The sequence below is a fragment of the Cryobacterium sp. Y29 genome (genome assembly GCF_002929825.1).
Taxonomy (GTDB): Bacteria; Actinomycetota; Actinomycetes; order Actinomycetales; family Microbacteriaceae; genus Cryobacterium.
In genome coordinates this window covers 22,171-47,883 of the sequence record NZ_PJJN01000032.1, presented here as the reverse complement: position 1 = coordinate 47,883, position 25,713 = coordinate 22,171, and the positions used below count along the sequence as shown (strand labels likewise).

Below are 25,713 nucleotides of genomic sequence, written 5' to 3'. Positions count from 1 at the left end.
GCAAAGCCCAGTGATTCTCGGTAGTGTCAAAACATCAGATCGATACAGTATTCTAAACATCCAGCACCGCAATCCGATGGTTATAAGCCTTAAACGATTAGGCATAAGAAGGAGGTTCCGATGATTCTTGTTCGTCAGGAAATCGGCGATGTGCTCAGGGACTTCCGCCTGCAAAAGGGGCGTACCCTGCGTCAGGTCGCAAGCAAAGCCAGCGTCGCGCTCGGCTACCTCAGCGAGGTAGAACGCGGACAGAAAGAGGCCTCTTCGGAGATTCTTGCTTCTGTCGCAGACGCACTGGAAACCCCGATCTCGGTCATCATGCGTGAAGTCGGTGATCGTCTCGCCGTTATCGAGGGCATCGATCAGTTCCCCGACACGGTACCGGACGAGTTCGTCAAGACGTTCGATTCCGACTTCATGGTGCGGTAGCCACTACCGGCACTGCCGCAGGATTTATAACAAAAATCACCAAAACCACCGCCGATGTTGTCTATCGGCGGTGGTTTTCATTTCGGGAGCGACTGTCAGGTAGTGACAGACTGAAGGAGTGTTGTGCGACTGAGCGAATTTCGTACCGCGATGAAAGAAGAGTTCGGCGACGCCTATGGGCGTGTCCTCACGCGCGACCTCGTGCTCAACCCGCTCGGCGGTCGAACCGCCGATCAAGCCCTCACGGCCGGTGTTCCCGCTCGCGATGTCTGGCTGGCCCTGTGCGCCGAGGTCGACGTGCCCCGCAGTCGCTGGTACGGCGCCGGCGTCCCGGCTCCCCGCCCGTAGCGCGGTCGAGACTTTCTTCCGTTAGGGCGACACTTCGACACGCCGCAAAGGATTCGCGGCAATGCTCGAATATCTGTTCGGTATTGGTAGACTCCTCCACAGCAGACTCCTTGACAAATTCTGCACCGTTTGATCGTGCGCCCGGCCAGTGTCGGGGGTGCGGCGTACAGTCGAATCTGTCAGAGAACGTCAGCAATTGCCTTGTCAAAACACGCATCGGAGCTCTCGCGGTGGGTGCGCCGACAGCCTATAGGCGCCACTATGCACACCCGCAGCGCCGTTCACAGCCGGCGACAGTGCAGACCCCAAGGAGATAACGACCATGGCATCACAAGCTAACCGCGAAAAAGCTCTCGAAACCGCACTCGCGCAAATCGACCGTCAGTTCGGCAAGGGCTCGGTCATGCGTCTCGGCAGCGACGATCGCGCCCCCGTTGAGACCATTTCTACTGGGTCGATCGCTCTGGACGTCGCACTCGGCGTCGGCGGACTGCCGCGCGGGCGCATCGTAGAAATCTACGGCCCGGAGTCTTCGGGCAAGACCACGCTCACACTGCACGCCATCGCGAACGCGCAGAAGAACGGTGGCATCGCCGCCTTCATCGACGCCGAGCACGCCCTCGACCCGGAATACGCCAAAAAGCTCGGCGTCGATATCGACGCCCTCCTCGTGTCCCAGCCCGACACCGGTGAGCAGGCCCTGGAAATTGCCGACATGCTCGTGCGAAGCGGTTCCATCGACCTGATCGTCGTCGACTCCGTGGCTGCCCTCGTGCCGCGCGCCGAGATTGAGGGCGAGATGGGTGACTCCCACGTGGGCCTGCAGGCCCGCCTTATGTCGCAGGCTCTCCGCAAGCTCACCGGTGGCCTCAGCCAGACCAACACGACCATGATCTTCATCAACCAGTTGCGTGAGAAGATCGGTGTGTTCTTCGGCAGCCCCGAGACAACCTCGGGCGGTAAGGCACTCAAGTTCTACGCCTCGGTGCGCCTCGACATACGGCGCATTGAAACCCTGAAAGATGGCACCGACGCCATCGGTAACCGCACCAGGGTGAAGGTCGTCAAAAACAAGATGGCACCGCCCTTCAAACAGGCCGAGTTCGACATCATCTACGGCGTCGGTATTTCCCGCGAGGGCAGTCTGATCGACTTTGGTGTTGACCAGGGCATCGTCAAAAAGTCCGGCGCCTGGTACACCTACGACGGCGACCAACTCGGCCAGGGCAAAGAGAACTCGCGCAACTTTCTCCTCAAGAACCCCGATATGGCCAACGAAATCGAACGCAAGATCCTGATCAAGCTTGGTATCGGCCCCGAAGGAATCGCAGCCAAGGCCGCCGAAAAGGCCGCAGCCGCGATCGTGCTGGAGGCCGAAACCAAGGCCAAGGCCGAAGCGGATGCCGCGGCTCTGCTCGCCGGTGGCCCGGTCGCCACCAAGGCCCCGCCCGCTCGCAAGATCGCATAACCCGGCGACATAGCACGAGCAAGGCACCGCACTAAACGAACACCGAAAGGCAGGTCACGGGTATGGTTCGCTTCGAACCGCAGGATGACGCAGCAGAACGCACAGACGCCGGATTGGCTCCCGTGACCTACCTGCACGGTGCGGCCCCGGGAATGAAACGTCGCTCACCCCTCGAGGCCGGTCTGGCCGAGGTCGATTCGGTCGGGACCGAATTGGACGATTCGGCCGAGGTCGACAGGTTTACAGCGGCAACGGCAGCGGGAGCTGCCGGCAAACCTGAGACTGACACCGCGGCTGCCGCTGTCACGGCCGATATAGAGCCAGGCGCCGATGATGACGACGCTTTCGCCTCGGCCGATGCACTCGACCAGCGCGAACGTGCCGAAAAAGTGCTGTTGCACCGACTGCGAGGCCGCTCGCTGTCGACGGTCGAGGCACTGCTGGTGCTGAATGCCACCGGTGTCGACTCGGGCGAAGCGAGTGAGATCATCGCGAAGTTCATCGAGTTGAACTACCTCGACGAGACCAAACTCGCCGATCAGATCATCCACAGCCATAACGTGCGCAAGGGTCTTGGACGTACCGGCGTCGAGGCTGAAATGCGGCGGCGCAAGCTTGACCCGAGCGTCATGATGGACAAGCTCGCAGAACTCCCCGATGACGAAGCAGAGCGGGCCATCGAGCTCGCCACCAAGCGCATCGGTCAGATGGAACGCTTCGACGACCAGACTATCGATCGCAGACTTACCGGCTTTCTCATGCGTAAGGGCTACAGCTCGTCAGCGGTACGTCTCGCGGTCAAGGCCGCCATGGATAGCCGCGGCGGCGGTGCCGCTTCCCGTGTACGGTTCCGTTGACACTGTCACAAATGCAGAACTCCATCCGGCACACGGTTCACACACCGAATTGCTCGCGTAAACTACTGTCACTATGAGTATTGTCGCCCCCGAACTAGCCCGCCGCACCGTGATCGCCCCCTCGGCAGCCGCGATCGACGATTCAGGGCAGGCCCGCACCTACGAGGTGCGCACCTTCGGCTGCCAGATGAACGTGCACGACTCCGAACGGCTCAGCGGCTCGCTCGAGGCGGCCGGCTACGTCTCCGCCAACGGTGGCGAAGCTGACATCGTCGTGATCAACACGTGCGCGGTGCGTGAGAACGCCGACAATAAGCTCTATGGCAACCTGGGCTACCTCGCCTCGGTCAAGCGCAAGCACGCTGGCATGCAGATCGCCGTTGGCGGTTGTCTCGCCCAAAAAGACAAGACCACCATCCTTGAGAAGGCACCGTGGGTCGACGTTGTCTTTGGCACCCACAACATGGGTTCCCTACCCAGCCTGCTCGAGCGAGCGCGCCACAACGGCGAGGCCCAGCTCGAAATTCTGGAGTCCCTCGAGACCTTCCCCTCGACCCTGCCCACAAAACGCGACTCCAGCTATAGCGGTTGGGTATCCATTTCGGTCGGCTGCAACAATACCTGCACGTTTTGCATCGTTCCGGCCCTGCGCGGCAAGGAGAAAGACCGCCGTCCGGGTGAGATTCTCGCCGAAATTCAGTCGCTCGTCGACGACGGCGCTATCGAGGTCACCCTTCTGGGGCAGAACGTCAACTCCTACGGGGTTGAGTTCGGTGACCGTCTTGCTTTCGGCAAACTACTGCGCGCGGCCGGTAAAATCGAGGGGCTGGAGCGCATCCGCTTTACCAGCCCGCACCCCGCCGCGTTCACGGACGACGTCATCGACGCCATGGCTGAAACGCCCGCCGTCATGCCGCAGCTGCATATGCCGCTGCAGTCGGGATCTGATCGCATCCTCAAATCGATGCGGCGCTCCTACCGCGGAGCGAAGTTCCTTGGGATCCTCGATCGGGTGCGCGCCCAGATGCCGAATGCCGCCATCAGCACCGACATCATCGTTGGCTTCCCCGGCGAAACCGAAGAAGACTTTCAGGAGACCCTGCGGGTCGTCGAGCTGGCTCGGTTCGCCACGGCGTTCACTTTTCAGTACTCGATTCGTCCGGGAACCCCGGCTGCGACCATGCCCGACCAGGTTCCCAAAGCCGTCGTTCAGGACCGCTACGAGCGCCTCGCGGCTCTGCAGGAACGCATCTCCCTCGAAGAGAACCAAACGTTGATCGGCCGCGAGGTGGAACTGCTCGTCGCTAACAGCGGACGAAAAGACAGTGATACCCATCGTCTGAGCGGGCGTGCCCCCGATAGCCGCCTCGTGCACTTTGATGTACCAGCGGGTTCGGCCCGCCCTCGTCCCGGCGACATGGTGACCGTCACCGTGACCCAGGCAGCGCCATTCCACCTCATCGCCGACTCGACCGACGGTGCGCCGCTGCGCATCCGCTCGACCCGGGCTGGCGATGCCTGGGACCGCCTGGAAGCGCAATCCTGCGGATTGCCCAGCCATGGTGGTGGTGGCACCGGCGGTGCCGGACCGGTTTCTCTGGGCCTGCCGACCATCGGACTCCGACTTGAGAGCGGCTCCACCACGATTCCCATCTACAACGTGAACGACGACGAGCGATAGAAGTTTGTCGCCTGCACCAGCGGTGACAGCTGAACCAGCCGTATTGATCGCAATCATCGGCTCGACCGGTACCGGCAAGTCTGAGTTGTCCCTCGCCCTGGCTGAACGGTTGGTTGAACGCGGCCAGTCGGCCGAAATCGTCAATGCCGATGCCATGCAGCTGTATCGCGGAATGGACATCGGTACCGCCAAATTATCGCGTTCCGAGCGTCGCGGTATTCCGCACCACCTGCTCGACGTGCTCGACGTGACCGATGAGGCTACCGTCAGCAACTACCAAACGGATGCCCGCACGGCCATCAACGAAATCGTCGCGCGCGGGGCGGTACCGATCCTGGTCGGCGGCTCCGGCCTCTACGTTTCCGCGGTCGTCTTTGACTTTCAGTTTCCCGGTACCGATCCGGTGTTGCGGGCCCAGCTCGAAGCCGAACTACTGGCGGGCGGACCGGGCCTGATGTATACCCGCCTGCAGGCCGTGGACTCGCAGGCCGCTTCGCGGATCGGCCCGAGCAACGGACGCCGTCTGGTGCGCGCTTTGGAGATCGTCGAACTGACCGGCGCACCGCACGTGGCCGCCCTGCCCGCGGAGCCGGTGTACTGGCAGCCCAGCGTGCTGATCGGACTGCGCACCCCGCGCGAGCAGCTCACTCCTCGGCTCGATGCCCGGGTACAGCAGATGTGGAGAAGCGGCATCGTCGATGAAGCTCGCGGCCTGCTCTCGGTCGGCATCGAAAGAGGCGTCACGGCGAGCCGTGCGATCGGCTATGCCCAGGCCCTCGGCCAGGTGCACGGCACGCTCAGTCAAGACGACGCGATCGAAGCTACCCAACAGCTGACCCGCCGTTACGCTCGCCGGCAGGTGAGCTGGTTCAAACGCTATGCGCACACCCATTGGATGGAGTCTGATTCGTCTAACCGGATCGACGACGCGCTCGCGCACGTCGATCGGGGTAGTGCACCCAGCTCGCCCTCACCAGCGACAGCGTGCGCCGGTTCGGGAATGCACCCAGCGGCCGCCCCGTAAACTAACAGCATGGGCATGACTTTGAACTTCACCAAGGGCCAGGGCACGGGCAACGACTTTGTGCTGTTCGCCGATCCCGACGGCACGTCGGAGCTGACCCCGGCGCAGATTCGCGCCGTGTGCGACCGCAAGTTCGGCGTTGGCGCCGACGGCGTGATCCGCGCGGTGCGCAGTAAGAATCTGCCAGACGGCGCGGCCGCCCTCGCCGAGGACGACGCTGCCGAGTGGTTCATGGATTACTGGAACGCGGACGGGACCGTCTCGGAAATGTGCGGCAATGGCATTCGGGTCTATGCCAAATTCCTCATTGAGAACAACCTTGCCGAGCTGCACCCCGGCGACACCCTCACCATCGGCACCCGCGGCGGTGTGCGCGACGTGCAGCGCAACGCGTCCGGTTTTCAGGTCGACCTCGGACGGTGGAAGCTCGACGGGACCGAAGCGCTCGTGCGCACCAAAAACTTGCCGGTAGCGCGTCCGGGGCTTGGCATCAACGTCGGCAACCCCCACACGGTTGTCGCTCTCGCCGACGATGACGAACTCGATGCCGCCGATCTCACCTTTATTCCCCAGCTGGATCCCGAACCTGCTGGTGGGGTGAACATCGAATTCGTGGTGCCGAACGACCCGCTGGTCGTTAACGGCGTCGGCCGGTTTCGCATGCGGGTGCATGAACGCGGCAGCGGCGAGACGCTGTCCTGCGGCACCGGTGCAGTGGCGGCCGCTTTGGCCACTCGGCACTGGGCCGGTAAGTCGGCGCCGCACCAGTGGCGAGTGGAGGTACCCGGTGGGGTACTCGGGGTGCGGATGTTTCCGGCGGAAGACGGAGAGCATGTGTCGCTGTCCGGGCCAGCGGAGCTTGTCTTCGACGGGGTCTTGAACCTGGGTTAGTCGCGGTGCACCTGAAGCACTCGAAAGCCCTTGCTGATGGCCTCGCGGGTGGTATCGAAGTGCGACGGCAGTTCTGCTGCGAGCCAACGCTGGAGGGAGTCTGAACCGAGGTTGCGCTGGATGACGAGCCAGGCATCCGCTTTCGGTTCGAGACGAGGCAGCCAGGTCAGCATGAGCCCGTGCAGTTCGTCCTTGCCGACGCGAATGGGCGGGTTCGACCAGATCGTGCGAAACGATATGTCTATCGGTACGTCGGCGGCGAGCACGGGCCTGATGTTGGTCAGGCCGAGGGCGGCCGCGTTGGTGCGCACGAGGTCGAGAGCACGCTCGTTGACGTCAACGGCCCAGATAGTTGCGTCGGGGGAGGCGAGGGCAAGGTGCAGCGCGATGGGCCCCCAGCCGCAGCCGAGATCGAGAAAGTGGCCGGTCAGTGGTGGCTCGGGGGCGTACTTGAGTAAAACCTCGGTGCCGGTGTCGATATGGGCCGGGCTGAACACCGAGTTGGCCGTCGTCAGGAGCCGATCCTGCCCGTGTATGTGCACGGTGATCTGGCGAGTTTTCAATACGGTGCCAGGCGCCGGGGAAAAATAGTGGTCGGACGACATAAGAGAACCTTTCAACTTCGTTCAACTAAGGTTAATGGGATGAATGATCCAACGGCGCCCTCGGGCAACGACACGGTAGAAAACCCAAGCGCAGAATCTCTCGACCCAAACGATGTTGTGGCGCGAGTGTTAGCGAGCGCTGACAGCAAAGCTAGCGGTTACTCACTGTTCCGGAGTGGGTCAGCCCAGGCCCTCCAAGCGCAGTCCTCCGGCGCATACGACGGCAGTGACCACGACGGTGACCAGTCCGAACGTGCCGACCGCAACGCCCTGCGCCGAGTCGGGGGACTGTCCACCGAGCTCGAAGACGTCACCGAGGTCGAATACCGCCAGATCCGCCTGGAAAACGTTGTGCTGGTGGGCGTCTACACACACGGCACCGTCGACGACGCAGAAAACTCCATGCGCGAACTGGCCGCCCTCGCAGAAACCGCCGGGGCGACCGTGCTCGACGGCTTACTCCAGCGCCGCGCCACCCCCGATCCGAGCACCTACCTCGGTAAGGGCAAGGCCCAGGAAGTCGCCGACATTGTGAAGGCGCTCGGCGCCGATACGGTTATCGCCGACACCGAACTCGCGCCCAGCCAACGGCGTGCCCTCGAAGACGTCGTCAAGGTCAAGGTCATCGACCGTACAGCCGTGATTCTCGACATTTTCAGCCAGCATGCCAAGAGTCGCGAAGGCAAGGCGCAGGTGGAACTCGCCCAGATGGCCTACATGCTGCCCCGCCTGCGTGGTTGGGGTGACTCGATGTCCCGCCAGGCCGGCGGCCAGGTCGGTGGCGCCGGAGCCGGAATGGGGTCGCGTGGCCCCGGTGAAACCAAGATCGAACTCGACCGTCGCCGTATCCACACCCGCATGTCCAAACTGCGCAAGCAGATGGTCGAGATGAAGCCGGCCCGGGAAGCCAAACGCGCCAACCGCAAGCGCAACGCTGTTCCCTCCGTCGCCATCGTCGGCTACACCAACGCCGGCAAGTCCAGCCTGCTCAACCGGATCACCAAGGCCGGAGTACTCGTTGAAAACTCCCTGTTCGCGACCCTCGACGCCACCGTGCGTAAGTCGACGACCCTCGACGGACGCCTCTATACCCTCACCGACACAGTCGGCTTTGTGCGCAACCTCCCGCACCAACTCGTCGAAGCATTTCGCTCAACCCTTGAAGAAGTCGCCGACGCCGACGTCATCGTGCACGTCGTTGACGGCTCGCACCCCGACCCGGTCGCCCAGCTCGCCACCGTGCGCGACGTCATCTCCGAGGTCGGTGCCCGCGACATTCCCGAATTGGTCGTCTTCAACAAGAGTGACCTGATCAGTGACGATGACCGACTCGTTCTGCGCGGCCTCGAGCCGAAAGCAACGTTCGTGTCGGCCCGCACCGGTGAGGGCATCGAGACCGTACTCGCCGCCGTAGCGCTCCTGCTGCCGACGCCGCAGATTGAACTCGACCTGCTCATTCCCTACGACCGCGGCGATCTCATTGCAGTTTTGCACGATCTGGGGCGGATTGAGACGACCGAATATGTGGAGACCGGCACCCATGTCACGGCCTTCGTCACTGCGGAGATCGAAGCATCCTTCGCTCCATATGTCATCATGCCCGGGATTTCCGCCTAGCGGTCGACAGTCCGCCGCGAGCCGCCATGACACGAACTGTCACATTCAAGCGCGGCGGCGGTGGTGTTGTTAGTGTCTAATCAATCGTTGCCGACGGAATTCGTTCCCCGGCATGGAGCGACAGCCGAGCCCGGCATCCGCCCGCGAAGAACCGCCAGTTTTGGCGCGTCCGCGGCCGCCTGGCCACCACCGCTGTACCGCTTCTGACGAATGAGGAACCATGACCGCGACAGGGATTTCCGCGTGTAACGCCCGCCCGGCGTTCTCGTTCGAGGTGTACCCACCGAAATCGGTGGCCGCAGCATCCGCTCTCACCCGCACTATCGATCATCTCGCCGCCGCCGGTCCGGAGTTCATCTCGGTCACCTATGGTGCCAACGGTTCCTCGCGCAACTCCTCGCTCGACGTTCTGCGCTACATCAAGGACAACACGTCAGTGGACGCCATGGCCCACCTCACCTGCGTCGGCTCCTCGCACGCAGACGCCAGTCGGCTCATTCGGGAGTTCCTCGACGCTGGCATCGACAGCTTCCTCGCGATTCGCGGAGACGCACCGCAGGGCGCGGTTGAAGGCGACACCACATTTCTCGGCGACCTCCACAGCGCCGGGGAGCTGGTGCAGCTCATCCACCGCGTGCAGACCGAACGTGTGCCGTACACCGAGACGGTGATTCCCGGTCTTCCCGGTGCCCGTGGTCTGAAAACCGAACGCAGCAAGGTGCGTATCGGCGTCGCGGCTTTCCCCAACGGCCACCCCAACTCGCGGTCGATTACCCAGGATATCGACACACTGTTGGCCAAGCAGGCCGCCGGGGCCAACTTAGCGATCACCCAGCTGTTCTTTCACGCCGACGACTATCTGAGCTTCATCCAACGAGCTCGTTCTGCCGGAGTGTTATTTCCCATTCTTCCCGGCATCATGCCGGTGACCAGCCCGAACCGGTTGCGTCGCATCCTGCAGCTCTCCGGCGAGAAATTGCCGGCCGAACTGTCCATCGAACTCGAGGTCGAACCGACCGAGGAAGGACAGCGCCAGATCGGCATCGACTACGCCGTACGACTCGGTCAGGACGTTCTCGCCGGCGGTGCCCCCGGCTTGCACCTCTATGCCTTCAACCAGCACGACACCGTGCTGTCGATACTCGAGGGGTGTGGGGCGCGTACGGTGCCCGCAGCCATGCCCTAGGCCTTGCGCCCGTTCCAGCGCGCAGGCCCACCCACCACGCTCGTTCTCTTCGACCATTCCAGCCACAATCGCTCAGTGAAGGAATCACCATGTCCAGCGCGCCCGCATCCAACACCTTTCCCCCCGGCACCATCCTCGGTTACCCCCGCATCGGAAGGCGACGGGAGCTGAAGAAAGCCGTCGAAGCATTCTGGTCCAAAGCGATCGATGCCGCAGCCCTCGAAGCTGTCGCCGCCGGGCTGCGGCAGCAGACCCGCGACAGGCTCGTCGATCTCGGTCTGGGCCGCACCGACTCGTCGATCCCCGAGTCGTTTTCATACTACGACCAGGTGCTCGATACCATCGTCGCCGTTGGCGCGATCCCCTGCCGGTTTGCCTCACTCGTCGCCGCAGACGGAACCCTCGACTTGGCCGGCTACTTCACCCTGGCACGGGGCGAGGGCGAGAACCTACCCCTCGAAATGACCAAGTGGTTCGACTCCAATTACCATTACCTCGTGCCCGAGATCGGCCCGGAGACGGTGTTCTCGCTGGCCGGTGACCGGATCGTGCGTGAATTCGTCGAAGCCAAAGCCGCCGGGTTCCTCACGCGTCCGGTGCTCGTCGGGCCGGTCACGTTTCTGTTGCTCAGCAAGGCCAGCGATGAAGCTCCGGCCGGATTCTCACCTCTGTCCCGGCTCGATGATCTTCTTCCCGTTTACGCGGCGCTCCTGACGCGGTTAGCGGATGCCGGCGCCGATTGGGTGCAGCTCGACGAGCCGGGCCTGGTCAGTGAATCCATCGACGTGCCGCGCGCCGAGACACTGGCGGCCGTCGCATCCGCTTACGGGGTGTTGGGTGGGTTGACCGGCCGGCCGGCGCTGTTCGTTGCGGCGCCCTACGGCAGCCTCGATGATGCCCTCCCGGTTCTCGCCGCCACAGCCGTTGAAGCAATCGGCCTCGACCTGGTGCGGGGAACTCTGCCGCTGGCGGTACCGGGGCTGGCTGGCAAGACCCTCGTCGCCGGGGTGATTGACGGCCACAACATCTGGCGCGGCGACCTGACCGGGGCCATCGAAGTGGCTGAGGCTGTGCGGGCGCTATCGGACTCCGTTTCCGTCTCCACCTCGACCTCCCTGCTGCACGTGCCGCACGATGTGCTCGATGAAACGTCGCTGCCGGGCACATTGGTGAGCTGGCTGGCCTTCGCCGACCAGAAGGTCGGGCAGGTCGCTACCCTCGCTCAGGGACTTGTCCATGGACGGGCCGCGATCTCCGGGCCGTTGGCTGAAGCCGAGGCGGCGCTGGCTGCGCGGCATAGCGCCCCTGGCGTGCGCGACGGCGCCGTGCGCCTCCGCGCTGCGGCGCTCACCGACGCCGACTTCAGCCGGGGCGCTTACGCCGATCGACTGAGCGCGCAGGATGCCGCCTTGCAGCTGCCGCCGTTGCCGACAACCACGATCGGATCGTTTCCGCAGACCGGTGACATACGCCGAACACGGGCCCAGTTTCTCAACGGAACCCTGGCCGCCGATGAGTATCGGTCCCTGATGCGCGCTGAGATCGCTCGGGTGGTGGCACTGCAGGAGGAGATCGGGCTCGACGTGCTCGTGCACGGAGAACCCGAACGCAACGACATGGTGCAGTACTTTGCCGAAAACCTCGATGGGTTTGCCGTGACCGAGAACGGCTGGGTGCAGTCCTACGGCAGCCGCTGCACGCGGCCGTCCATTCTGTGGGGCGACGTATCGCGCCCGGCACCGATCACGGTGGACTGGTCGGTGTACACGCAGAGCCTTACAGCGAAGCCGGTCAAGGGCATGCTCACCGGACCGGTCACGATTTTGGCATGGTCCTTTGTACGCGATGACCAGCCGCTCGGCGAGACCGCCCGCCAGGTAGCCCTGGCCCTGCGCGATGAAATCGGCGATCTGGAGGCTGCGGGCATCAAGATCGTTCAGGTCGACGAACCGGCCCTGCGCGAACTGCTGCCGCTGAAGAAAAAGGACCACCCGGACTACCTGGACTGGTCGGTCGGCTCGTTCCGGCTCGCCACGGCCGGTGTAGCGGATGCGACCCAGATTCACACCCACCTCTGCTATTCGGAGTTCGGCGTTGTCATCGAAGCCATCCGCAACCTTGACGCAGACGTCACGAGTATCGAAGCGGCCCGCTCCCGGATGGAGGTCGTGCGGGAGATCGAGGCTGGCGGGTTTGACCACGGCATCGGCGCTGGAATCTATGACATTCATTCACCCCGGGTGCCGAGCGTAGTCGAATTGACGTCCTTGCTCGATACCGCTCTGGAATCGATTCCCGAACGACAGGTCTGGGTGAATCCGGACTGCGGCCTCAAGACTCGTGGCTACGACGAAACCGTGCAGTCGCTGCAGAACATGCTCGCCGCCACGCGGGTGGTGCGCGAACGCCTCAGTGCCGACGTGATCGCCTGACGCGGTGAAAAAGGGCCCGACCACCGGCTGGTGGTCGGGCCCTTTTGTGCGACACCAATCAGCGCGCAGGTCAGACCGAGCGCAGTACCGCGACGACTTTGCCGAGGATGTCGGCAAAGTCACCGACAATCGGCTCGAAGTTGCTGTTGCGTGGCAGTAGCCAGGTGTGGCCATCGCGCTTTCGCAAGACCTTGACCGTGGCCTCATTGTCGAGCATGGCCGCGACGATCTCGCCGTTCTCTGCGGTCTTCTGCTGACGAACAACGACCCAGTCGCCGTCGCAGATGGCGGCGTCGATCATGGACTCACCCACAACCTTGAGCATGAACAGCTCTCCCTGCCCCACGAGCTGGCGGGGAAGCGGGAAGATCTCGTCTATCTGCTGGTCGGCCGTGATCGGGATACCCGCGGCGATGCGACCAACGAGGGGTACCATCGCAGCGTCGCCGACCTGTACGCCCGGGTGAAAACTGTCCTGGTCACCGGTACCGACGTCTTCGGGGGCACGCTGAATCTCGATGAGGACTTCGAGGGCACGGGGGCGATTCGGGTCGCGGCGCAGGTAACCGCTGAGTTCGAGTTGATTGAGCTGGTGGGTCACGCTCGACAGGGAGGCGAGACCGACCGCGTCGCCGATTTCCCGCATGCTTGGCGGGTAACCGCGCGAGCTCACCGAGCGCTGGATCACGTCGAGAATAGCGAGCTGGCGTTGGCTCAAACTCTTGCGGCGCCGAGTGCCGCCCTTGTCGCGGGTACCACTGGTGTCTTGTGTCACGATGTGCCCTCCTGGAGTAGGTCCCGCCTGGCCTGAACCGTGTCATGCGGGAATGTCGGTGGTGTCTGGTTGAGTGTCAATGCAGCAACTGACCTATCGAAAGTTTATCCAGTTCCATACCGTGAAACAAACACTTATTCGAGTGTGTTGCGCTCAATTTCGGGCTGAGCCGAGAAAAAGCTTGCATGTTCGATTATTCGAAGTTATATTCGGAACATAGTTTCGTATCCGGACCTCCCGGCCGAGGTCCGGATACGAGACTCGCAACGCGCCTACCTTGGAGGTTTGACATGACCACAGCATTTGCATCGGCAGTTCCCGTATCGGCAGCCCTCACGCCGGTCCCGCGCCTTCGTCTCACCCGCCGCGGTCGCTTGGTTTTCACAACTCTCGCTGCCGTACCGCTGGTGATCGGCGCCGTGTCTTTCGCCATCAACGGGGGTGCGGCCGGAGCGGCGGACTCCGCCACGGGCACCGACCTCATGTCATACACGACCGACTCCGGAATTGTCACGACCCTGACCTACTCGCCAACCGACGTCGGTTCCGCCCGGTTCATCACGGTCGAACCCGGCCAGACCCTGTGGGACCTCGCCGAAGATATTTCGCCGGCGGCCGACCCACGCGACGTAGTGGCCGACATCAAACGACTCAATGCCCTAGCTGTGGAAACGCTGCAACCGGGCCAGCGCCTGGAAATCCCCTCCGACTCCTAAGAACGTATCGGCAGACGCGCAGGGCCGTAGCATGGAGAGGGTGACCAGTCTCGAAGATCTCCCGCTCCGCACCAATCTGCAAGGCCTCACCCCATACGGTGCTCCGCAATTGCACGTTCCGGTGGCCCTGAACGTCAACGAGAACACGCACCCCATTCCTGATACGGTGGCGCGCGACATCCTCGCTAGCCTGGCCGAAGCCATCCACTCGGTGAATCGGTATCCCGACCGCGAGTTCACGGCGCTGCGCGAGGCGCTGGCCCTCTACCTCGGTGAGGGGCTCGCCGCCGACAATATCTGGGCGGCGAATGGGTCCAACGAAGTGCTCCAGCAGGTGCTTCAGGCGTTCGGCGGGCCGGGGCGCACCCTCCTTGGCTTTGCCCCGACTTACTCGATGTACTCGATTCTCGCCTCCGGTACCGACACCACCTGGATTCCGGGCGCGCGTGACGCCGACTTCGAGCTCTCTCCGATCACCGCCGTGAGTGAGGTCACCCGAACCAACCCCGACATCGTTTTTCTCTGCTCCCCGAACAACCCCACCGGCACCCCGCTCTCGCTTGAAACCATCGCCGCCGTCTACGACGCGACCGACGGCATCGTTGTCGTTGACGAGGCCTACGCCGAATTTGCGCCCGCTGGCACCCCGAGTGCGGTCACCCTGCTGCCCGGTCGGGAACGGCTTCTCGTCTCCCGAACCATGAGCAAAGCCTTCGCCTTTGCCGGTGCCCGGGTCGGCTACCTGGCTGCTGATCCGGCGGTAACGGATGCCCTGCGCCTGGTCCGTCTGCCGTACCACCTCTCGGCCCTGACCCAGGCCGCTGCGAACGCCGCCCTGGCGCACAGCGCCGAGATGCTCGCCATGGTCGACGACATTCGGGGGCAGCGTGACCGGCTCGTGGTCGAGCTCGCCCGCCTGGGCTATTCCCCGCACCGAAGCTGGAGTAACTTCGTGCTGTTTGGAGGAGTGGCCGACCCACGAGAGACCTTTGAGGCGTTGCTCGCTGAGGGAATCCTCATTCGCGACGTGGGTATTGCCGGCCATTTGCGGGTGACGGCCGGGACCGAGAACGAGACGTCTCAGTTCCTCGAGGCACTGGGCCGCCTGGGGCGGGCAGGCACGCCCAGTTGAACCGATTCGGCCCGAGGCGAATAAGCTAACAGTATGAGTTCTCCTGTCGGCATTCTCGCGCCCCGCGTCGCCCACCTGCAACGGGAGACGAGTGAATCCAGCATCGACCTCTCGCTCAATCTCGACGGCACCGGCGTCAGCGATATCCACACCTCGGTGCCGTTCTACGACCACCTCCTCACCGCGTTTGCGAAACACTCGCTGTGCGACCTCACTGTGCGTGCTTCCGGCGACATCGAAATTGACGTACACCACACCGTCGAAGACGTAGGAATCGTGCTCGGCCAGGCTATTCGCCAGGCGCTCGGCGATAAGTCGGGCATCTCGCGCTATGGTGATGCGCTGGTGCCGCTCGACGAGGCTCTCGCCCAAGCCGTCGTCGACATTTCGGGTCGCCCCTACCTGGTGCACACCGGCGAACCGGCCGGCTTCGAATTCCACCTCATCGGCGGACACTTCACCGGCTCCATGGTGCGTCACGTCTTTGAAGCCATCACCTTTCACGCCGGGTTGACCGTGCACGTCACCGTGCTGGGCGGTCGCGACCCGCACCACATCGCTGAAGCCGAATTCAAGGCTTTTGCCCGCGCTTTTCGTCTCGCCAAGGCTCTCGACCCACTGGTGCACGGCATTCCGTCGACCAAGGGTGCCCTGTGAGCCGGGTCGTTGTCTTCGACTACGGCACGGGCAATGTGCACTCCGCGGTCAAGGCACTTGAACTAGCGGGCGCTGACGTCACCCTGACGAGCGATCGAAGCGTCGCCCTCGAGGCCGACGGCCTCGTCGTGCCCGGTGTCGGTGCGTTCAGCGCTGTGATGGCCGCCCTCAAGGCGGTGCGCGGCGACGAGATCGTCGATCGTCGCCTGGCTGGCGATCGTCCGGTGCTCGGTATCTGCGTCGGCATGCAGGTCATGTTTGAACACGGTGTCGAGCGTGGGATCGACACCGTGGGACTGGGTGAATGGCCCGGAACGGTCACCGAACTTCCCGCACCGATTCTGCCGCACGTGGGCTGGGACACCGTCACCAGCGCCCCTGACTCCGTGCTCTTCCGAGGAATCGAAGAGGAACGGTTCTATTTCGTGCACTCGTACGCGGCCCAGGCCTGGACGCTCGAGGTCATGCCGCCGTTTCCCGAGCCCCGGCTCACCTGGGCCGAACACGGGGCACCGTTCCTGGCTGCCATCGAAAACGGCCCGCTGAGCGCCACCCAGTTTCACCCCGAAAAATCCGGTGAGGCAGGCATCCGCCTGTTGAAGAACTGGATCGGCACCCTGCGCGACTAGCTCAGTGCGCCTAGACTTCACAGTCCGAACTTCTCCTGCCTACCCATTACCGGCACCTGCCATGAATCTGGTCGCAGCACGCGGCCGCACCAACCAAGGACACCAATGAGCGAGTTCAACAAGATACCGAGGCTCGTCCTCCTGCCCGCCGTCGATGTGGCCGGCGGTAAGGCAGTTCGCCTGACACAGGGGGAAGCCGGTACGGAAACAAACTACGGTGACCCCGTCGATGCTGCGGCTGATTGGGCACGGCAGGGTGCAGAGTGGATTCACCTCGTCGACCTCGACGCAGCGTTTGGCCGGGGCAACAACACCGGCGTGATCAAAAAAGTCATCCGCCAGGTCAAGGGCGTCAATATCGAACTCTCCGGCGGCATCCGCGACGACCGTTCACTGGAAGCAGCGCTGACCGCGGGCGTCAAGCGCATCAACCTCGGCACAGCGGCACTGGAAAATCCGGAGTGGGCGGCGAGCGTTATCGCGCAATACGGCGAGGCCGTTGCCGTTGGCCTCGACGTGCGCGGTACGACCCTCGCCGCACGCGGCTGGACACAGGACGGTGGAGACCTCTGGCAGGTGCTTGAACGTCTCGAAGAAGCCGGCTGCGCCCGCTATGTTGTGACCGATGTCACCAAGGACGGCACCCTGCAGGGTCCGAACATCGATCTGCTTCGCCAGGTGCTCGACCGCACCCGCAAACCCGTGATCGCCTCCGGAGGCATCTCCAGCCTCGATGACATTGACGCCCTGCGCCGCCTGGTTCCGCTCGGGCTTGAAGGTGCAATCGTGGGCAAAGCGCTGTACGCGGGGGCCTTCACCCTTGCCGAGGCACTGGACGTCGCGGGGGACTAATGGCGAAGGCGCGAAACCTCGGTTCCACCGGTGACTCATCTGGACGTCCGGATGGTTCCGCGCCATCAGGTCAACCCGGCGATCACAACGAGTCGGCCAACACGGCCGACTCCGCTGGCCAGCCTTGGGTCGGTCGCGAATTCGAGGCGAATCTCGATGCCGGCGATGACGGATCCGCGCCAGCAGCTCTTGCCGAGGCGCTCGCGCGGTTTCAGGCGCGTGAGGCCGGGGAAGAGAGCGTCATTGACGCCATTCGCAGTTCCCGCCTGCTCATCCCTCTGGTGACCAAGCTCGGTGAAGCCGCCCTGAACGGGCGCGGCCAAACGATCGACAAAACCCAGGAGTTGTCGATCATCACCGTGGCCGGTCCGGACGGTCGCACCGTACTGCCTGCTTTCTCGTCAACCACCGCAATGACGATCTGGAATCCCCTCGCCCGGCCCGTCCCCGCGGATGCCGTGCGCGTCGCCCTGGCCGCCGCGCAGGAAAATACCGACCTCGTTGTGCTCGACCCGACTTCGCCCGGTGAATTCGTCATTCGCCGTCCGGCCTTATGGGCCATCGCCCAATCCTTGCCGTGGACACCGAGTTACGCCAGTCACCATGTCGCCGATGCTTTCGCCGCATCGATCGCGACCGAACTTTCGGTTTTGACCGTGCAGCTTTCTGCCGGTGACCCGCTTGGCCGGCTCACCGGTCCCGAGCTGGTGGTTCAACTGGAACTGGTCGACGGCCTCACCCAGACGGACCTCGACGCAATCCTCACTCGGCTCGGCACGCGCTGGTCGGAAAGCGAGACCATCACGACCGGCGTTGATTCGCTGAGCGTCAAGCTCATCGCGTCGGCCTGATACCCGATATTGGCCCTGCTCAGTGCACTGTCGGTGGGTCAGGCGACAATGACGGTATGAGCGACGTTCTCGATCAATTCTCCCCGGCTGCCCAGGCCTGGTTCACCGAGGCGTTTGCCGCGCCGACCGCAGCGCAGCTCGGTGCGTGGACTGCTATCGCGCAAGGGTCGCACGCCCTCGTTGTGGCTCCCACCGGATCGGGCAAGACCCTCGCCGCCTTCCTGTGGGCCATCGACCGGTTGGCGAACGAGTCAGCACCGGCATCAGCCGAGCCCGGTGCCCGTGCGCCTGGTACCCGTGTGCTCTATATTTCTCCGCTCAAAGCCCTCGGCGTTGACGTCGAACGCAACCTCACCGCGCCGCTGGTGGGAATCAGCCGTGCCGCGCAACGGCTTGGACTTCAGCCGCCACAGGTCACGGTCGGTGTGCGTTCGGGAGATACGCCGAGCGCCGACCGCCGCAAATTGATCTCCTCGCCCCCCGACATCCTCATCACCACTCCGGAATCATTGTTTCTGATGCTGACGTCGGCAGCTCGGGAATCGCTGAGCGATGTGCAGACGGTCATCATCGACGAGATACATGCGGTCGCGGCCAGTAAGCGCGGCGCCCACCTCGCCGTATCGCTCGAACGTCTCGACGCGCTCCTCGGTCACCCGGCCCAACGTATCGGGTTGTCGGCCACCGTGCGCCCGCAGAGCGAAGTGGCGCGCTTTCTCGGTGGCGCCGCGCCCGTTCACATCGTGGCGCCGCCCTCCCTGAAACGGTTCGACCTGCGGGTGGTCGTGCCGGTCGACGATATGAGCGACCTCGGGCCGGTACCGCAACGCGAAGGGGTCACGTCGGCCGCTGCTGCGCAAACCGGGTCCATCTGGCCCCACGTTGAGGAGGCCATCGTTGACGAGGTGCTGGCGCACTCTTCGAGCATCGTGTTCGCGAATTCCCGGAGACTTACCGAACGGCTGACGGCCCGGTTCAATGAAATCTACGCCGACCGCCTGGCCGGGGCGGAGGCATCCGCTCTGGTGCCGGTTTCGGCTGCCGAGGGGGAGCTGGCCGAACACGGTGTGATGCGCGCGGTGCGCCCGCCGGCCGAGCTGATGGGGGCAAGCGGGCAGAGCATAGGCGCGGCGCCCTTGCTCGCGCGGGCGCATCACGGTTCCGTCAGCAAGGAACAACGCGCGCTCATTGAAGACGATCTGAAGTCGGGGCGGCTGCGTTGTGTCGTCGCGACCTCCAGCCTGGAACTCGGTATCGACATGGGTGCCGTCGACCTGGTCGTGCAGGTTGAATCGCCGCCGTCGGTGTCGAGCGGGCTGCAGCGGCTCGGCCGGGCCGGGCACCAGGTGGGTGAGGTTTCGCGCGGGGTGATCTACCCCAAGCATCGCGCCGACCTCATCCACGCTGCGGTTGCCGCCGAGCGCATGGTGGCCGGCGCCATCGAATCGCTGCGGGTACCCACCAACCCGCTCGACATTCTGGCGCAGCAGACTGTCGCAGCCTGCGCGCTCGAGCCCATCGACGTGGAAACCTGGTTTGACACGGTGCGGCGCAGCGCGCCGTTTGCGACCTTGCCACGCTCGGCCTACGAGGCGACCCTTGACCTGCTCGCCGGCCGCTACCCGTCTGACCAGTTCGCCGAACTGCGCCCCCGCATTGTCTGGGATCGAGACGCTGGCACCCTGACCGGGCGGCCCGGAGCGCAACGCCTGGCCGTGACGAGCGGCGGCACCATTCCCGACCGCGGCCTGTTTGGCGTCTTCATGGTCGGCGGCGAACAGATCACCGGCAAACGGGTCGGCGAACTCGACGAGGAGATGGTCTACGAGTCGCGTGTGAACGACGTCTTTGCGCTCGGAACCACGAGCTGGCGTATCCAGGAGATCACCCATGACCGGGTGCTCGTCGTGCCCGCTTTCGGGCAGCCAGGGCGGCTTCCGTTCTGGAAAGGTGATGGCCTCGGCCGCCCGGCCGAACTCGGCCGGGCCATCGGTGCGTTCGTGCGCGAGGTTGGGACCCTGCCGCTCAGTGAAGCCCAGGCTCGCTGCGCGGTGGGCGGCCTCGATCAGCGCGCAATCAACAACCTGCTGGCCTTTCTCGCCGAGCAACGCGCGGTCACCGGGCAGCTCCCAACTGACCGCACCCTCGTGGTCGAACGCTTTCGCGATGAACTGGGGGACTGGCGGGTTGTGCTGCACTCCCCGTTCGGCACCCCGGTGCACGCACCGTGGGCGCTCGCCGTGGGTGCTCGTGTGCGCGAACGCTACGGAATCGACGGCTCCTGCGTAGCCAGCGATGACGGTATCGTCGTGCGCATCCCCGACACCGAAACCGAACCGCCCGGCAGCGAGCTCTTCGTTTTCGACCCCGATGAGCTCGAGCAGATCGTCATCGACGAGGTCGGTGGCTCCGCCCTGTTCGCTTCCCGGTTTCGGGAGTGCGCTGCCCGGGCACTGCTGCTGCCCAGGTACAAACCCGGTGCGCGCTCGCCGCTGTGGCAACAACGCCAGAAGGCCGCCCAACTACTCGACGTGGCCCGCACCTTTCCCACCTTTCCGATCATTCTCGAGACCCTGCGTGAATGCCTTCAGGACGTGTACGACCTTCCGGCCCTCGGGGCGCTGACCCGGCAGATCGCCTCCCGCGAATTACGTCTGGTTGACACCGAGACCGAGACCGCCAGCCCGTTCGCGAGCACACTGCTGTTCGGTTACGTCGCTGCCTTCATGTACGAGGGCGACACCCCGCTCGCCGAGCGGCGCGCCACCGCCCTCGCCATCGATTCGAGCCTGCTGGCCGAACTGCTGGGGCGGGTTGAACTGCGTGAACTCCTCGACCCGAGCGTCATCGCTCAAACCGACCGAGAACTGCAACGGCTCGCGCCGGACTACCTGGCCAAGGGCGTGGAAGGTGTCGCCGATCTGTTGCGCACGCTTGGCCCGCTCAGCACCAGCGAGGTCGCCGAGCGGATGCTCATTCTCCCGCCGGAATCGCCGCCCGCGCAGGGCCTGCCGTCCGCGCAGGGCCCGCCCGCCGTCTTTGTCGCCGAGCGGGCCCTGCTAAGCCTGGTCGACATGCGCCGCGCCGTGCGTGTGAGCATCGGCGGTGAGGAACGCTGGGCAGCGGTCGAAGACGCCAGTCGATTGCGCGACGCTCTCGGCGTTCCCCTGCCGATCGGGGTGTCCGCTGCGTTCACTGAATCCGTGGCTGACCCGCTCGGCGACCTGGTGAGCCGCTACGCACGCTCGCACGGACCCTTCACCACCGGCGCCGTCGCCGACCGGTTTGGCCTCGGCACGGCCGTTGTGCAGATTGCCCTCAAACGCCTCGCCGACGCCCGTCGTATCGTAGCCGGCGAATTCCGACCGAATGGCACCGGCTTGGAATGGTGCGACTCCGAGGTGCTGCGGCGCTTGCGTCGGCGCTCGCTCGCGGCCCTTCGGCACGAGGTGGAACCGGTGGACCAGCAGGCCATCGGTCGGTTCCTGCCGGTCTGGCAACACGTGGGAGGCAAGCTGCGCGGAATCGACGGCGTCGCATCCGTTGTGGAACAGCTTGAGGGCGCGCGCATTCCGGCGTCCGCCTGGGAGACGCTCATTCTGCCGGCCCGGGTGAGTGACTACCAGCCGGGCATGCTCGACGAACTCACCAACGCGGGGGAGCTGCTCTGGGCGGGCGCGGGAACCCTCGCCGGCAACGACGGTTGGGTCAGTCTGCACCTGGCCGAAACGGCCCAGCTCACCCTGCCGCTTACCATCGACGTGGAGACGACGTCCTTGCAGCAGGAGATCCTGACGACCCTGGGCAGCGGGGGCGCCTACTTCTTTCGGCAGCTGTCTGACGCCGTCGGCAGCCAGGACGACGCCGCACTGGTGCAGGCGCTGTGGGACCTGGTCTGGGCCGGTCTGATCAACAATGACACGTTCGCTCCGGTGCGTTCGCTGCTAGCCGGCGGGCACACGGCCCACAGGCAGAGCCGGGCCGCGCCGCGCGCCCGCCTGCATCGCGGGCGGTCGATGCCGCGGCCGAACCTGCCGAGTCGCAGCGGTCCCCCCACGGCGTCAGGCAGATGGTCGATCCTTCCGGTTGCCGACGATTCCCCAACCCGCCGCGCCCACGCGCTGGGGGAGACGCTGCTCGAACGCTATGGCGTGGTGACCCGGGGGGCGGTAATGGCGGAGAGCGTGATCGGCGGCTTCTCGCTCGTCTACCGCACCCTCACCGGTTTCGAAGAGATGGCACGCTGCCGCCGCGGCTATTTCATCGAGGGGCTTGGCGCGGCCCAGTTCGCCACCGGCGGCACCATCGACCGGCTGCGCACCTTCGCGGTGGGAGTGTCCCCGACTTCCGTAGACGTTAGGAACACGGCACCCTTGGCTGCTGTTGCCCTGGCCGCGACCGACCCGGCGAACGCCTATGGCGCCGCGCTGCCGTGGCCGACCCTGCCTGGTGACACCACCCACCGCCCGGGTCGAAAGGCGGGCGCACTCGTCGTTCTTGTCGACGGTGCCCTCGTGCTGTACGTCGAGCGCGGCGGTAAAACCGTGGTTGCTTTCAAAACGGATGAGGCGGTGCTCGCGGCGGCTACCGTGAGTCTGGCCGCCCTGGTTACCAACGGTCGCGTGCAGAGGATTGCGGTGGAAACGGTCAACGGTGTGTTCGTGATCGGCACCGACGTGGGCGGGGCCTTGCGCGCCGCCGGATTTACCGAGACCCCGAAAGGGCTGAGGCTGCGTGCCTGAGGGCGATACCGTCTACCGCACCGCCCGTTCCCTCGACCAGGCCCTGCGCGGCAGCATCCTGACCGGCTGCGACATTCGGGTACCCGCTTTCGCTACGGTCGATCTGTCGGGGCAGACTGTGCACGAGGTCGTCAGTCGCGGCAAACATCTGCTGCACCGCGTCGGTGAGACGAGCATCCACTCGCATTTGAAGATGGAGGGCGCCTGGCACCTGTATCGGCCGGGCACGCGGTGGCAGCGGCCGGCGTTTCAGGCACGCATCGTGCTGCAGACCACCGAGTGGGTTGCCGTGGGGTTCGAACTGGGCGTGCTGGAGCTCGTGCCGACCCGGGCTGAAGCCGAGGTGGTCGGCTACCTCGGATCCGATCTGCTCGACGCCGAGTGGAGCGCAGCCAACGCTGCCGAGGCCACCAGACGTCTTGCCGCCCACGGTGAGCAGCCGATCATCGTGGCCCTCGCTGACCAGCGCAATCTGGCCGGGCTGGGCAACGTCTATGTCAACGAGCTCTGTTTTCTGCGCGGATTACTGCCGAACCGGCCCGTGGCTGAGGTCACTGACCTCGCCGGACTCGTGATGCTCGCCCGGCGCCTGTTACTGGCCAATAAAGACCGTGACGAGCGCACGACCACCGGCAACCTGCGCCGGGGAGCCCAGCTCTGGGTTTACGGGCGGGCCGGGCAGCCGTGTCGCCGGTGCGGTAGCCGCGTTCAGAAGGGACGGCTCGGCCGTACCGAACTGGAGTTGCGCGACACCTACTGGTGCCCGCGCTGCCAGACCTGAGGCGCACAGGCCACCGGTTAGGTGACGGGGCCGGTGTATTTCTCGCCGGGACCCTCGCCGATTGGGTCCTGCACGAAGGACGCCTCGCGGAACGCAAGCTGCAGGGAACGCAGGCCGTCCCGCAGGCTGCGGGCATGCATGTCGGCGATATCGGGGGCGGCTGCCGTGACCAGTCCGGCCAGGGCCGTGATGAGCTTGCGCGCCTCGTCGAGGTCGATCTGGGCGTCGGGATCTTCGGCGAGGCCGCACTTCACGGCGGCCGCGCTCATGAGGTGCACGGCGGCCGTGGTGATGATCTCCACAGCGGCCACATCGGCGATATCGCGCGTTGCCTGGGCAGCATCCCGCTCAAAATCAGCATCCCGGTCAAGTTCGGCATTCTGCTCTAAACCCGTATCGTGCTCAAAACTTTGGCTCACTGCATTCCTCTGCTAGGATCATTCTTGGTTCCGGGACAATAGTCTCGGTACGAAAGTGGAGAATCTCCCACCCGCGCATACCGCTTCATCAAGGTTACCGGGTAGTTTGCACTCCGCCGTCGCGTTTCCACCTCCCTCGGGAAGGTGGCAGAGCGAGGGTAGACAGGGTGTCGTGTGGAACACGTCAACGACAAGGTTGGCCTGGTAAGCGCGTGATTTTCCTCTCTTCGTCCCCAATCGGCATCCGCTGACTGGTTGTGATCACGAAGTTAACCAAGAGGAGAGACGCATCAGCGATCCCCGTACAAATGACCGTATACGCGTCCCCGAAGTTCGTCTCGTTGGTCCCAACGGCGAGCAGGTCGGGGTCGTGGCGATTGATGTTGCCCTGCGCCTGGCACAGGATGCCGACCTCGATCTCGTCGAAGTTGCACCTGAAGCCAAGCCGCCCGTGGCCAAGATCATGGACTACGGCAAGTTCAAGTACGAGGCTGCGCAGAAGGCCAAGGAGGCCAGGCGCAACCAGGCGAACACGATCCTCAAGGAGGTTCGTTTTCGTCTCAAGATTGATACGCACGACTACGAGACCAAGCGCAAACGCGCCGAAGGCTTCCTGAAGAGCGGTGACAAGGTCAAGGCCATGATTCTTTTTCGTGGCCGTGAACAGTCTCGCCCTGATCAGGGCGTACGACTGCTCCAAAAATTTGCCGAGGATGTCGCCGAGTACGGTTCCGTGGAATCTACTCCGATGATCGACGGTCGAAACATGGTCATGGTGATTGGCCCGTTGAAGAACAAGTCAGAAGCCAAGGCTGAGATCAACGCCCACAAGGCTGCCGAGAAGGCAGACAAGGTCGCCGATAAGGCAGACAAGGTTGCCGATAAGGCAGCGAAACAGGAGGAACCACATGCCTAAGATGAAGACCCACTCCGGAACCAAGAAGCGTTTCAAGGTCACCGGAAGCGGAAAGATCATGAAGCAGCAGGCCGGACTTCGACACAACCTCGAGGTCAAGAGCACGCAGCGCAAGTCCCGTTTGAACCAGGACCAGGTGCTGGCTAAGTCGGATCAGAAGACCATCAAGAAGCTTCTCGGTCTGTAAACCAGGCCCCAATAGTAGGCCCGTAACGAATAAGGATTTGTAAAAAATGGCAAGAGTAAAGAGGGCCGTAAACGCCCACAAGAGTCGCCGCGTTATTCTCGAACGCGCCAAGGGTTATCGCGGTCAGCGTTCACGCCTGGTCACCAAGGCGAAGGAGCAGCTCACTCACTCCTTTACCTATAGCTACCGTGACCGTCGCGCACGCAAGGGTGACTTCCGTCGCCTGTGGATCCAGCGGATCAACGCTGCGTCGCGCGCCAACGGCCTCACCTACAACCGTCTGATCCAGGGCCTCGGCCTGGCTGGCATCGAGGTTGACCGTCGTATCCTCGCCGACCTGGCCGTCAACGAAGCAGCGACGTTCGCCGCGCTCGTCGAGAGTGCCAAGGCTGCCCTTCCCGCCGACACCTCGGCACCGAAGGTCGCCGTCACGGCGTAAGGCGCTACCCTGATCGGTTCACCACCGTCTGCCTCCTGGGCGTGAATGTGGTGAAAGATCGACAGTTTTGAATTGAACA

At 64.1% G+C, this 25,713-nt stretch carries 24 protein-coding genes; 21 read left to right on the top strand and 3 right to left on the bottom strand.

The window, feature by feature from the left end:
• Positions 1–120 precede the first annotated feature (120 nt).
• The 7 genes from CXY74_RS08205 to dapF all read left to right on the top strand — a co-directional run bounded on the left by CXY74_RS08205 (position 121) and on the right by dapF (position 6,698).
• On the top strand, positions 121–429 hold the full coding sequence (locus CXY74_RS08205; RefSeq protein ID WP_104127242.1) for a helix-turn-helix domain-containing protein: 309 nt from the start codon (positions 121–123) through the stop codon (positions 427–429).
• A 123-nt stretch (positions 430–552) separates the two neighbouring features.
• Positions 553–777 (top strand): DUF3046 domain-containing protein, encoded by a 225-nt coding sequence (locus CXY74_RS08200; RefSeq protein ID WP_104127241.1) that lies wholly within the window; start codon positions 553–555, stop codon positions 775–777.
• Positions 778–1,099: 322 nt separating this feature from the next.
• On the top strand, positions 1,100–2,245 hold the full coding sequence (gene recA / locus CXY74_RS08195; protein WP_104199992.1) for a recombinase RecA: 1,146 nt from the start codon (positions 1,100–1,102) through the stop codon (positions 2,243–2,245).
• A 62-nt stretch (positions 2,246–2,307) separates the two neighbouring features.
• Positions 2,308–3,102: a regulatory protein RecX gene (locus CXY74_RS08190; protein WP_104199991.1), complete on the top strand. Its 795-nt coding sequence runs from the start codon at positions 2,308–2,310 to the stop codon at positions 3,100–3,102.
• A gap of 73 nt (positions 3,103–3,175) precedes the next feature.
• Positions 3,176–4,783 (top strand): tRNA (N6-isopentenyl adenosine(37)-C2)-methylthiotransferase MiaB, encoded by a 1,608-nt coding sequence (gene miaB, locus CXY74_RS08185; RefSeq protein WP_104199990.1) that lies wholly within the window; start codon positions 3,176–3,178, stop codon positions 4,781–4,783.
• 22 nt (positions 4,784–4,805) lie between these two features.
• Complete coding sequence (miaA, locus tag CXY74_RS08180; RefSeq protein ID WP_199183173.1) at positions 4,806–5,807, top strand: tRNA (adenosine(37)-N6)-dimethylallyltransferase MiaA; 1,002 nt, start codon at positions 4,806–4,808, stop codon at positions 5,805–5,807.
• 15 nt (positions 5,808–5,822) lie between these two features.
• On the top strand, positions 5,823–6,698 hold the full coding sequence (gene dapF, locus CXY74_RS08175) for a diaminopimelate epimerase (RefSeq protein ID WP_104197147.1): 876 nt from the start codon (positions 5,823–5,825) through the stop codon (positions 6,696–6,698).
• On the opposite strand, the gene CXY74_RS08170 is transcribed toward dapF, so the two are convergent.
• Complete coding sequence (locus CXY74_RS08170) at positions 6,695–7,303, bottom strand: class I SAM-dependent methyltransferase (protein ID WP_104199989.1); 609 nt, start codon at positions 7,301–7,303, stop codon at positions 6,695–6,697. The two genes, dapF and CXY74_RS08170, sit on opposite strands and share 4 nt — an antisense overlap.
• 39 nt (positions 7,304–7,342) lie before the next feature.
• On the opposite strand from CXY74_RS08170, the gene hflX reads away from it, so the two are divergent.
• From hflX to metE, 3 genes are all read left to right on the top strand, one after another.
• Complete coding sequence (gene hflX / locus CXY74_RS08165; RefSeq protein ID WP_104199988.1) at positions 7,343–8,920, top strand: GTPase HflX; 1,578 nt, start codon at positions 7,343–7,345, stop codon at positions 8,918–8,920.
• A 220-nt stretch (positions 8,921–9,140) separates the two neighbouring features.
• Positions 9,141–10,106, top strand: a complete 966-nt coding sequence (locus CXY74_RS08160) for a methylenetetrahydrofolate reductase (RefSeq protein ID WP_199183172.1) — start codon at positions 9,141–9,143, stop codon at positions 10,104–10,106.
• A gap of 89 nt (positions 10,107–10,195) precedes the next feature.
• On the top strand, positions 10,196–12,538 hold the full coding sequence (gene metE, locus CXY74_RS08155) for a 5-methyltetrahydropteroyltriglutamate--homocysteine S-methyltransferase (RefSeq protein ID WP_104199987.1): 2,343 nt from the start codon (positions 10,196–10,198) through the stop codon (positions 12,536–12,538).
• A 70-nt stretch (positions 12,539–12,608) separates the two neighbouring features.
• Here metE and lexA read toward each other — a convergent pair whose 3' ends face one another.
• Positions 12,609–13,313: a transcriptional repressor LexA gene (gene lexA / locus CXY74_RS08150; RefSeq protein WP_092341044.1), complete on the bottom strand. Its 705-nt coding sequence runs from the start codon at positions 13,311–13,313 to the stop codon at positions 12,609–12,611.
• A gap of 290 nt (positions 13,314–13,603) precedes the next feature.
• On the opposite strand from lexA, the gene CXY74_RS08145 reads away from it, so the two are divergent.
• The 8 genes from CXY74_RS08145 (at position 13,604) to CXY74_RS08110 (ending at position 23,673) form a co-directional block, all read left to right on the top strand.
• Complete coding sequence (locus CXY74_RS08145) at positions 13,604–14,029, top strand: LysM peptidoglycan-binding domain-containing protein (protein ID WP_104199986.1); 426 nt, start codon at positions 13,604–13,606, stop codon at positions 14,027–14,029.
• A 31-nt stretch (positions 14,030–14,060) separates the two neighbouring features.
• Entirely contained in the window at positions 14,061–15,161 is a 1,101-nt protein-coding gene (locus CXY74_RS08140; RefSeq protein ID WP_104199985.1) for a histidinol-phosphate transaminase, read from the top strand.
• Positions 15,162–15,194: 33 nt separating this feature from the next.
• Complete coding sequence (gene hisB, locus CXY74_RS08135; RefSeq protein WP_104199984.1) at positions 15,195–15,818, top strand: imidazoleglycerol-phosphate dehydratase HisB; 624 nt, start codon at positions 15,195–15,197, stop codon at positions 15,816–15,818.
• Positions 15,815–16,447 (top strand): imidazole glycerol phosphate synthase subunit HisH, encoded by a 633-nt coding sequence (gene hisH, locus CXY74_RS08130; RefSeq protein ID WP_104199983.1) that lies wholly within the window; start codon positions 15,815–15,817, stop codon positions 16,445–16,447. The genes hisB and hisH overlap by 4 nt, the downstream gene beginning before the upstream one ends.
• 105 nt (positions 16,448–16,552) lie before the next feature.
• Entirely contained in the window at positions 16,553–17,299 is a 747-nt protein-coding gene (priA, locus tag CXY74_RS08125; protein WP_104199982.1) for a bifunctional 1-(5-phosphoribosyl)-5-((5-phosphoribosylamino)methylideneamino)imidazole-4-carboxamide isomerase/phosphoribosylanthranilate isomerase PriA, read from the top strand.
• Positions 17,299–18,150, top strand: coding sequence for an SseB family protein (locus CXY74_RS08120; protein ID WP_104199981.1), 852 nt, complete (start codon positions 17,299–17,301; stop codon positions 18,148–18,150). Before priA ends, CXY74_RS08120 begins: the two co-directional genes overlap by 1 nt.
• A gap of 56 nt (positions 18,151–18,206) precedes the next feature.
• Positions 18,207–22,892 (top strand): ATP-dependent helicase, encoded by a 4,686-nt coding sequence (locus CXY74_RS08115; RefSeq protein ID WP_104199980.1) that lies wholly within the window; start codon positions 18,207–18,209, stop codon positions 22,890–22,892.
• Positions 22,885–23,673 carry a DNA-formamidopyrimidine glycosylase family protein gene (locus CXY74_RS08110; protein WP_104199979.1) on the top strand — a complete coding sequence of 263 codons (789 nt, stop codon included), beginning with the start codon at positions 22,885–22,887 and terminating at the stop codon, positions 23,671–23,673. Before CXY74_RS08115 ends, CXY74_RS08110 begins: the two co-directional genes overlap by 8 nt.
• A gap of 17 nt (positions 23,674–23,690) precedes the next feature.
• On the opposite strand, the gene CXY74_RS08105 is transcribed toward CXY74_RS08110, so the two are convergent.
• Positions 23,691–23,993 carry a DUF1844 domain-containing protein gene (locus CXY74_RS08105; protein ID WP_104197145.1) on the bottom strand — a complete coding sequence of 101 codons (303 nt, stop codon included), beginning with the start codon at positions 23,991–23,993 and terminating at the stop codon, positions 23,691–23,693.
• Positions 23,994–24,381: 388 nt separating this feature from the next.
• On the opposite strand from CXY74_RS08105, the gene infC reads away from it, so the two are divergent.
• The 3 genes from infC to rplT are packed head-to-tail and all read left to right on the top strand — an operon-like array spanning position 24,382 to position 25,634.
• The gene (gene infC / locus CXY74_RS08100; RefSeq protein ID WP_104127223.1) at positions 24,382–25,008 is read left to right on the top strand and encodes a translation initiation factor IF-3; all 627 of its coding nucleotides are present in this window, start codon (positions 24,382–24,384) and stop codon (positions 25,006–25,008) included.
• Positions 25,001–25,195, top strand: coding sequence for a 50S ribosomal protein L35 (gene rpmI / locus CXY74_RS08095; RefSeq protein ID WP_092111710.1), 195 nt, complete (start codon positions 25,001–25,003; stop codon positions 25,193–25,195). Before infC ends, rpmI begins: the two co-directional genes overlap by 8 nt.
• Positions 25,196–25,241: 46 nt before the next feature.
• Positions 25,242–25,634, top strand: a complete 393-nt coding sequence (gene rplT, locus CXY74_RS08090; RefSeq protein WP_104196972.1) for a 50S ribosomal protein L20 — start codon at positions 25,242–25,244, stop codon at positions 25,632–25,634.
• The last annotated feature ends 79 nt before the right edge of the window (positions 25,635–25,713 follow it).

What these genes read in the sequence shown, in the direction of transcription:
- CXY74_RS08140 (WP_104199985.1), top strand. Translation starts at nt 14,061, where the DNA reads ATGGAGAGGGTGACCAGTCTCGAAGATCTCCCGCTCCGCACCAATCTG.
- CXY74_RS08120 (WP_104199981.1), top strand. Translation starts at nt 17,299, where the DNA reads ATGGCGAAGGCGCGAAACCTCGGTTCCACCGGTGACTCATCTGGACGT.
- recA (WP_104199992.1), top strand. Translation starts at nt 1,100, where the DNA reads ATGGCATCACAAGCTAACCGCGAAAAAGCTCTCGAAACCGCACTCGCG.
- metE (WP_104199987.1), top strand. Translation starts at nt 10,196, where the DNA reads ATGTCCAGCGCGCCCGCATCCAACACCTTTCCCCCCGGCACCATCCTC.
- hisB (WP_104199984.1), top strand. Translation starts at nt 15,195, where the DNA reads ATGAGTTCTCCTGTCGGCATTCTCGCGCCCCGCGTCGCCCACCTGCAA.
- rplT (WP_104196972.1), top strand. Translation starts at nt 25,242, where the DNA reads ATGGCAAGAGTAAAGAGGGCCGTAAACGCCCACAAGAGTCGCCGCGTT.
- CXY74_RS08205 (WP_104127242.1), top strand. Translation starts at nt 121, where the DNA reads ATGATTCTTGTTCGTCAGGAAATCGGCGATGTGCTCAGGGACTTCCGC.
- rpmI (WP_092111710.1), top strand. Translation starts at nt 25,001, where the DNA reads ATGCCTAAGATGAAGACCCACTCCGGAACCAAGAAGCGTTTCAAGGTC.
- CXY74_RS08115 (WP_104199980.1), top strand. Translation starts at nt 18,207, where the DNA reads ATGAGCGACGTTCTCGATCAATTCTCCCCGGCTGCCCAGGCCTGGTTC.
- CXY74_RS08190 (WP_104199991.1), top strand. Translation starts at nt 2,308, where the DNA reads ATGGTTCGCTTCGAACCGCAGGATGACGCAGCAGAACGCACAGACGCC.
- miaB (WP_104199990.1), top strand. Translation starts at nt 3,176, where the DNA reads ATGAGTATTGTCGCCCCCGAACTAGCCCGCCGCACCGTGATCGCCCCC.
- CXY74_RS08145 (WP_104199986.1), top strand. Translation starts at nt 13,604, where the DNA reads ATGACCACAGCATTTGCATCGGCAGTTCCCGTATCGGCAGCCCTCACG.
- CXY74_RS08170 (WP_104199989.1), bottom strand. Translation starts at nt 7,303, where the DNA reads ATGTCGTCCGACCACTATTTTTCCCCGGCGCCTGGCACCGTATTGAAA.
- CXY74_RS08160 (WP_199183172.1), top strand. Translation starts at nt 9,141, where the DNA reads ATGACCGCGACAGGGATTTCCGCGTGTAACGCCCGCCCGGCGTTCTCG.
- priA (WP_104199982.1), top strand. Translation starts at nt 16,553, where the DNA reads ATGAGCGAGTTCAACAAGATACCGAGGCTCGTCCTCCTGCCCGCCGTC.
- dapF (WP_104197147.1), top strand. Translation starts at nt 5,823, where the DNA reads ATGACTTTGAACTTCACCAAGGGCCAGGGCACGGGCAACGACTTTGTG.
- hflX (WP_104199988.1), top strand. Translation starts at nt 7,343, where the DNA reads ATGAATGATCCAACGGCGCCCTCGGGCAACGACACGGTAGAAAACCCA.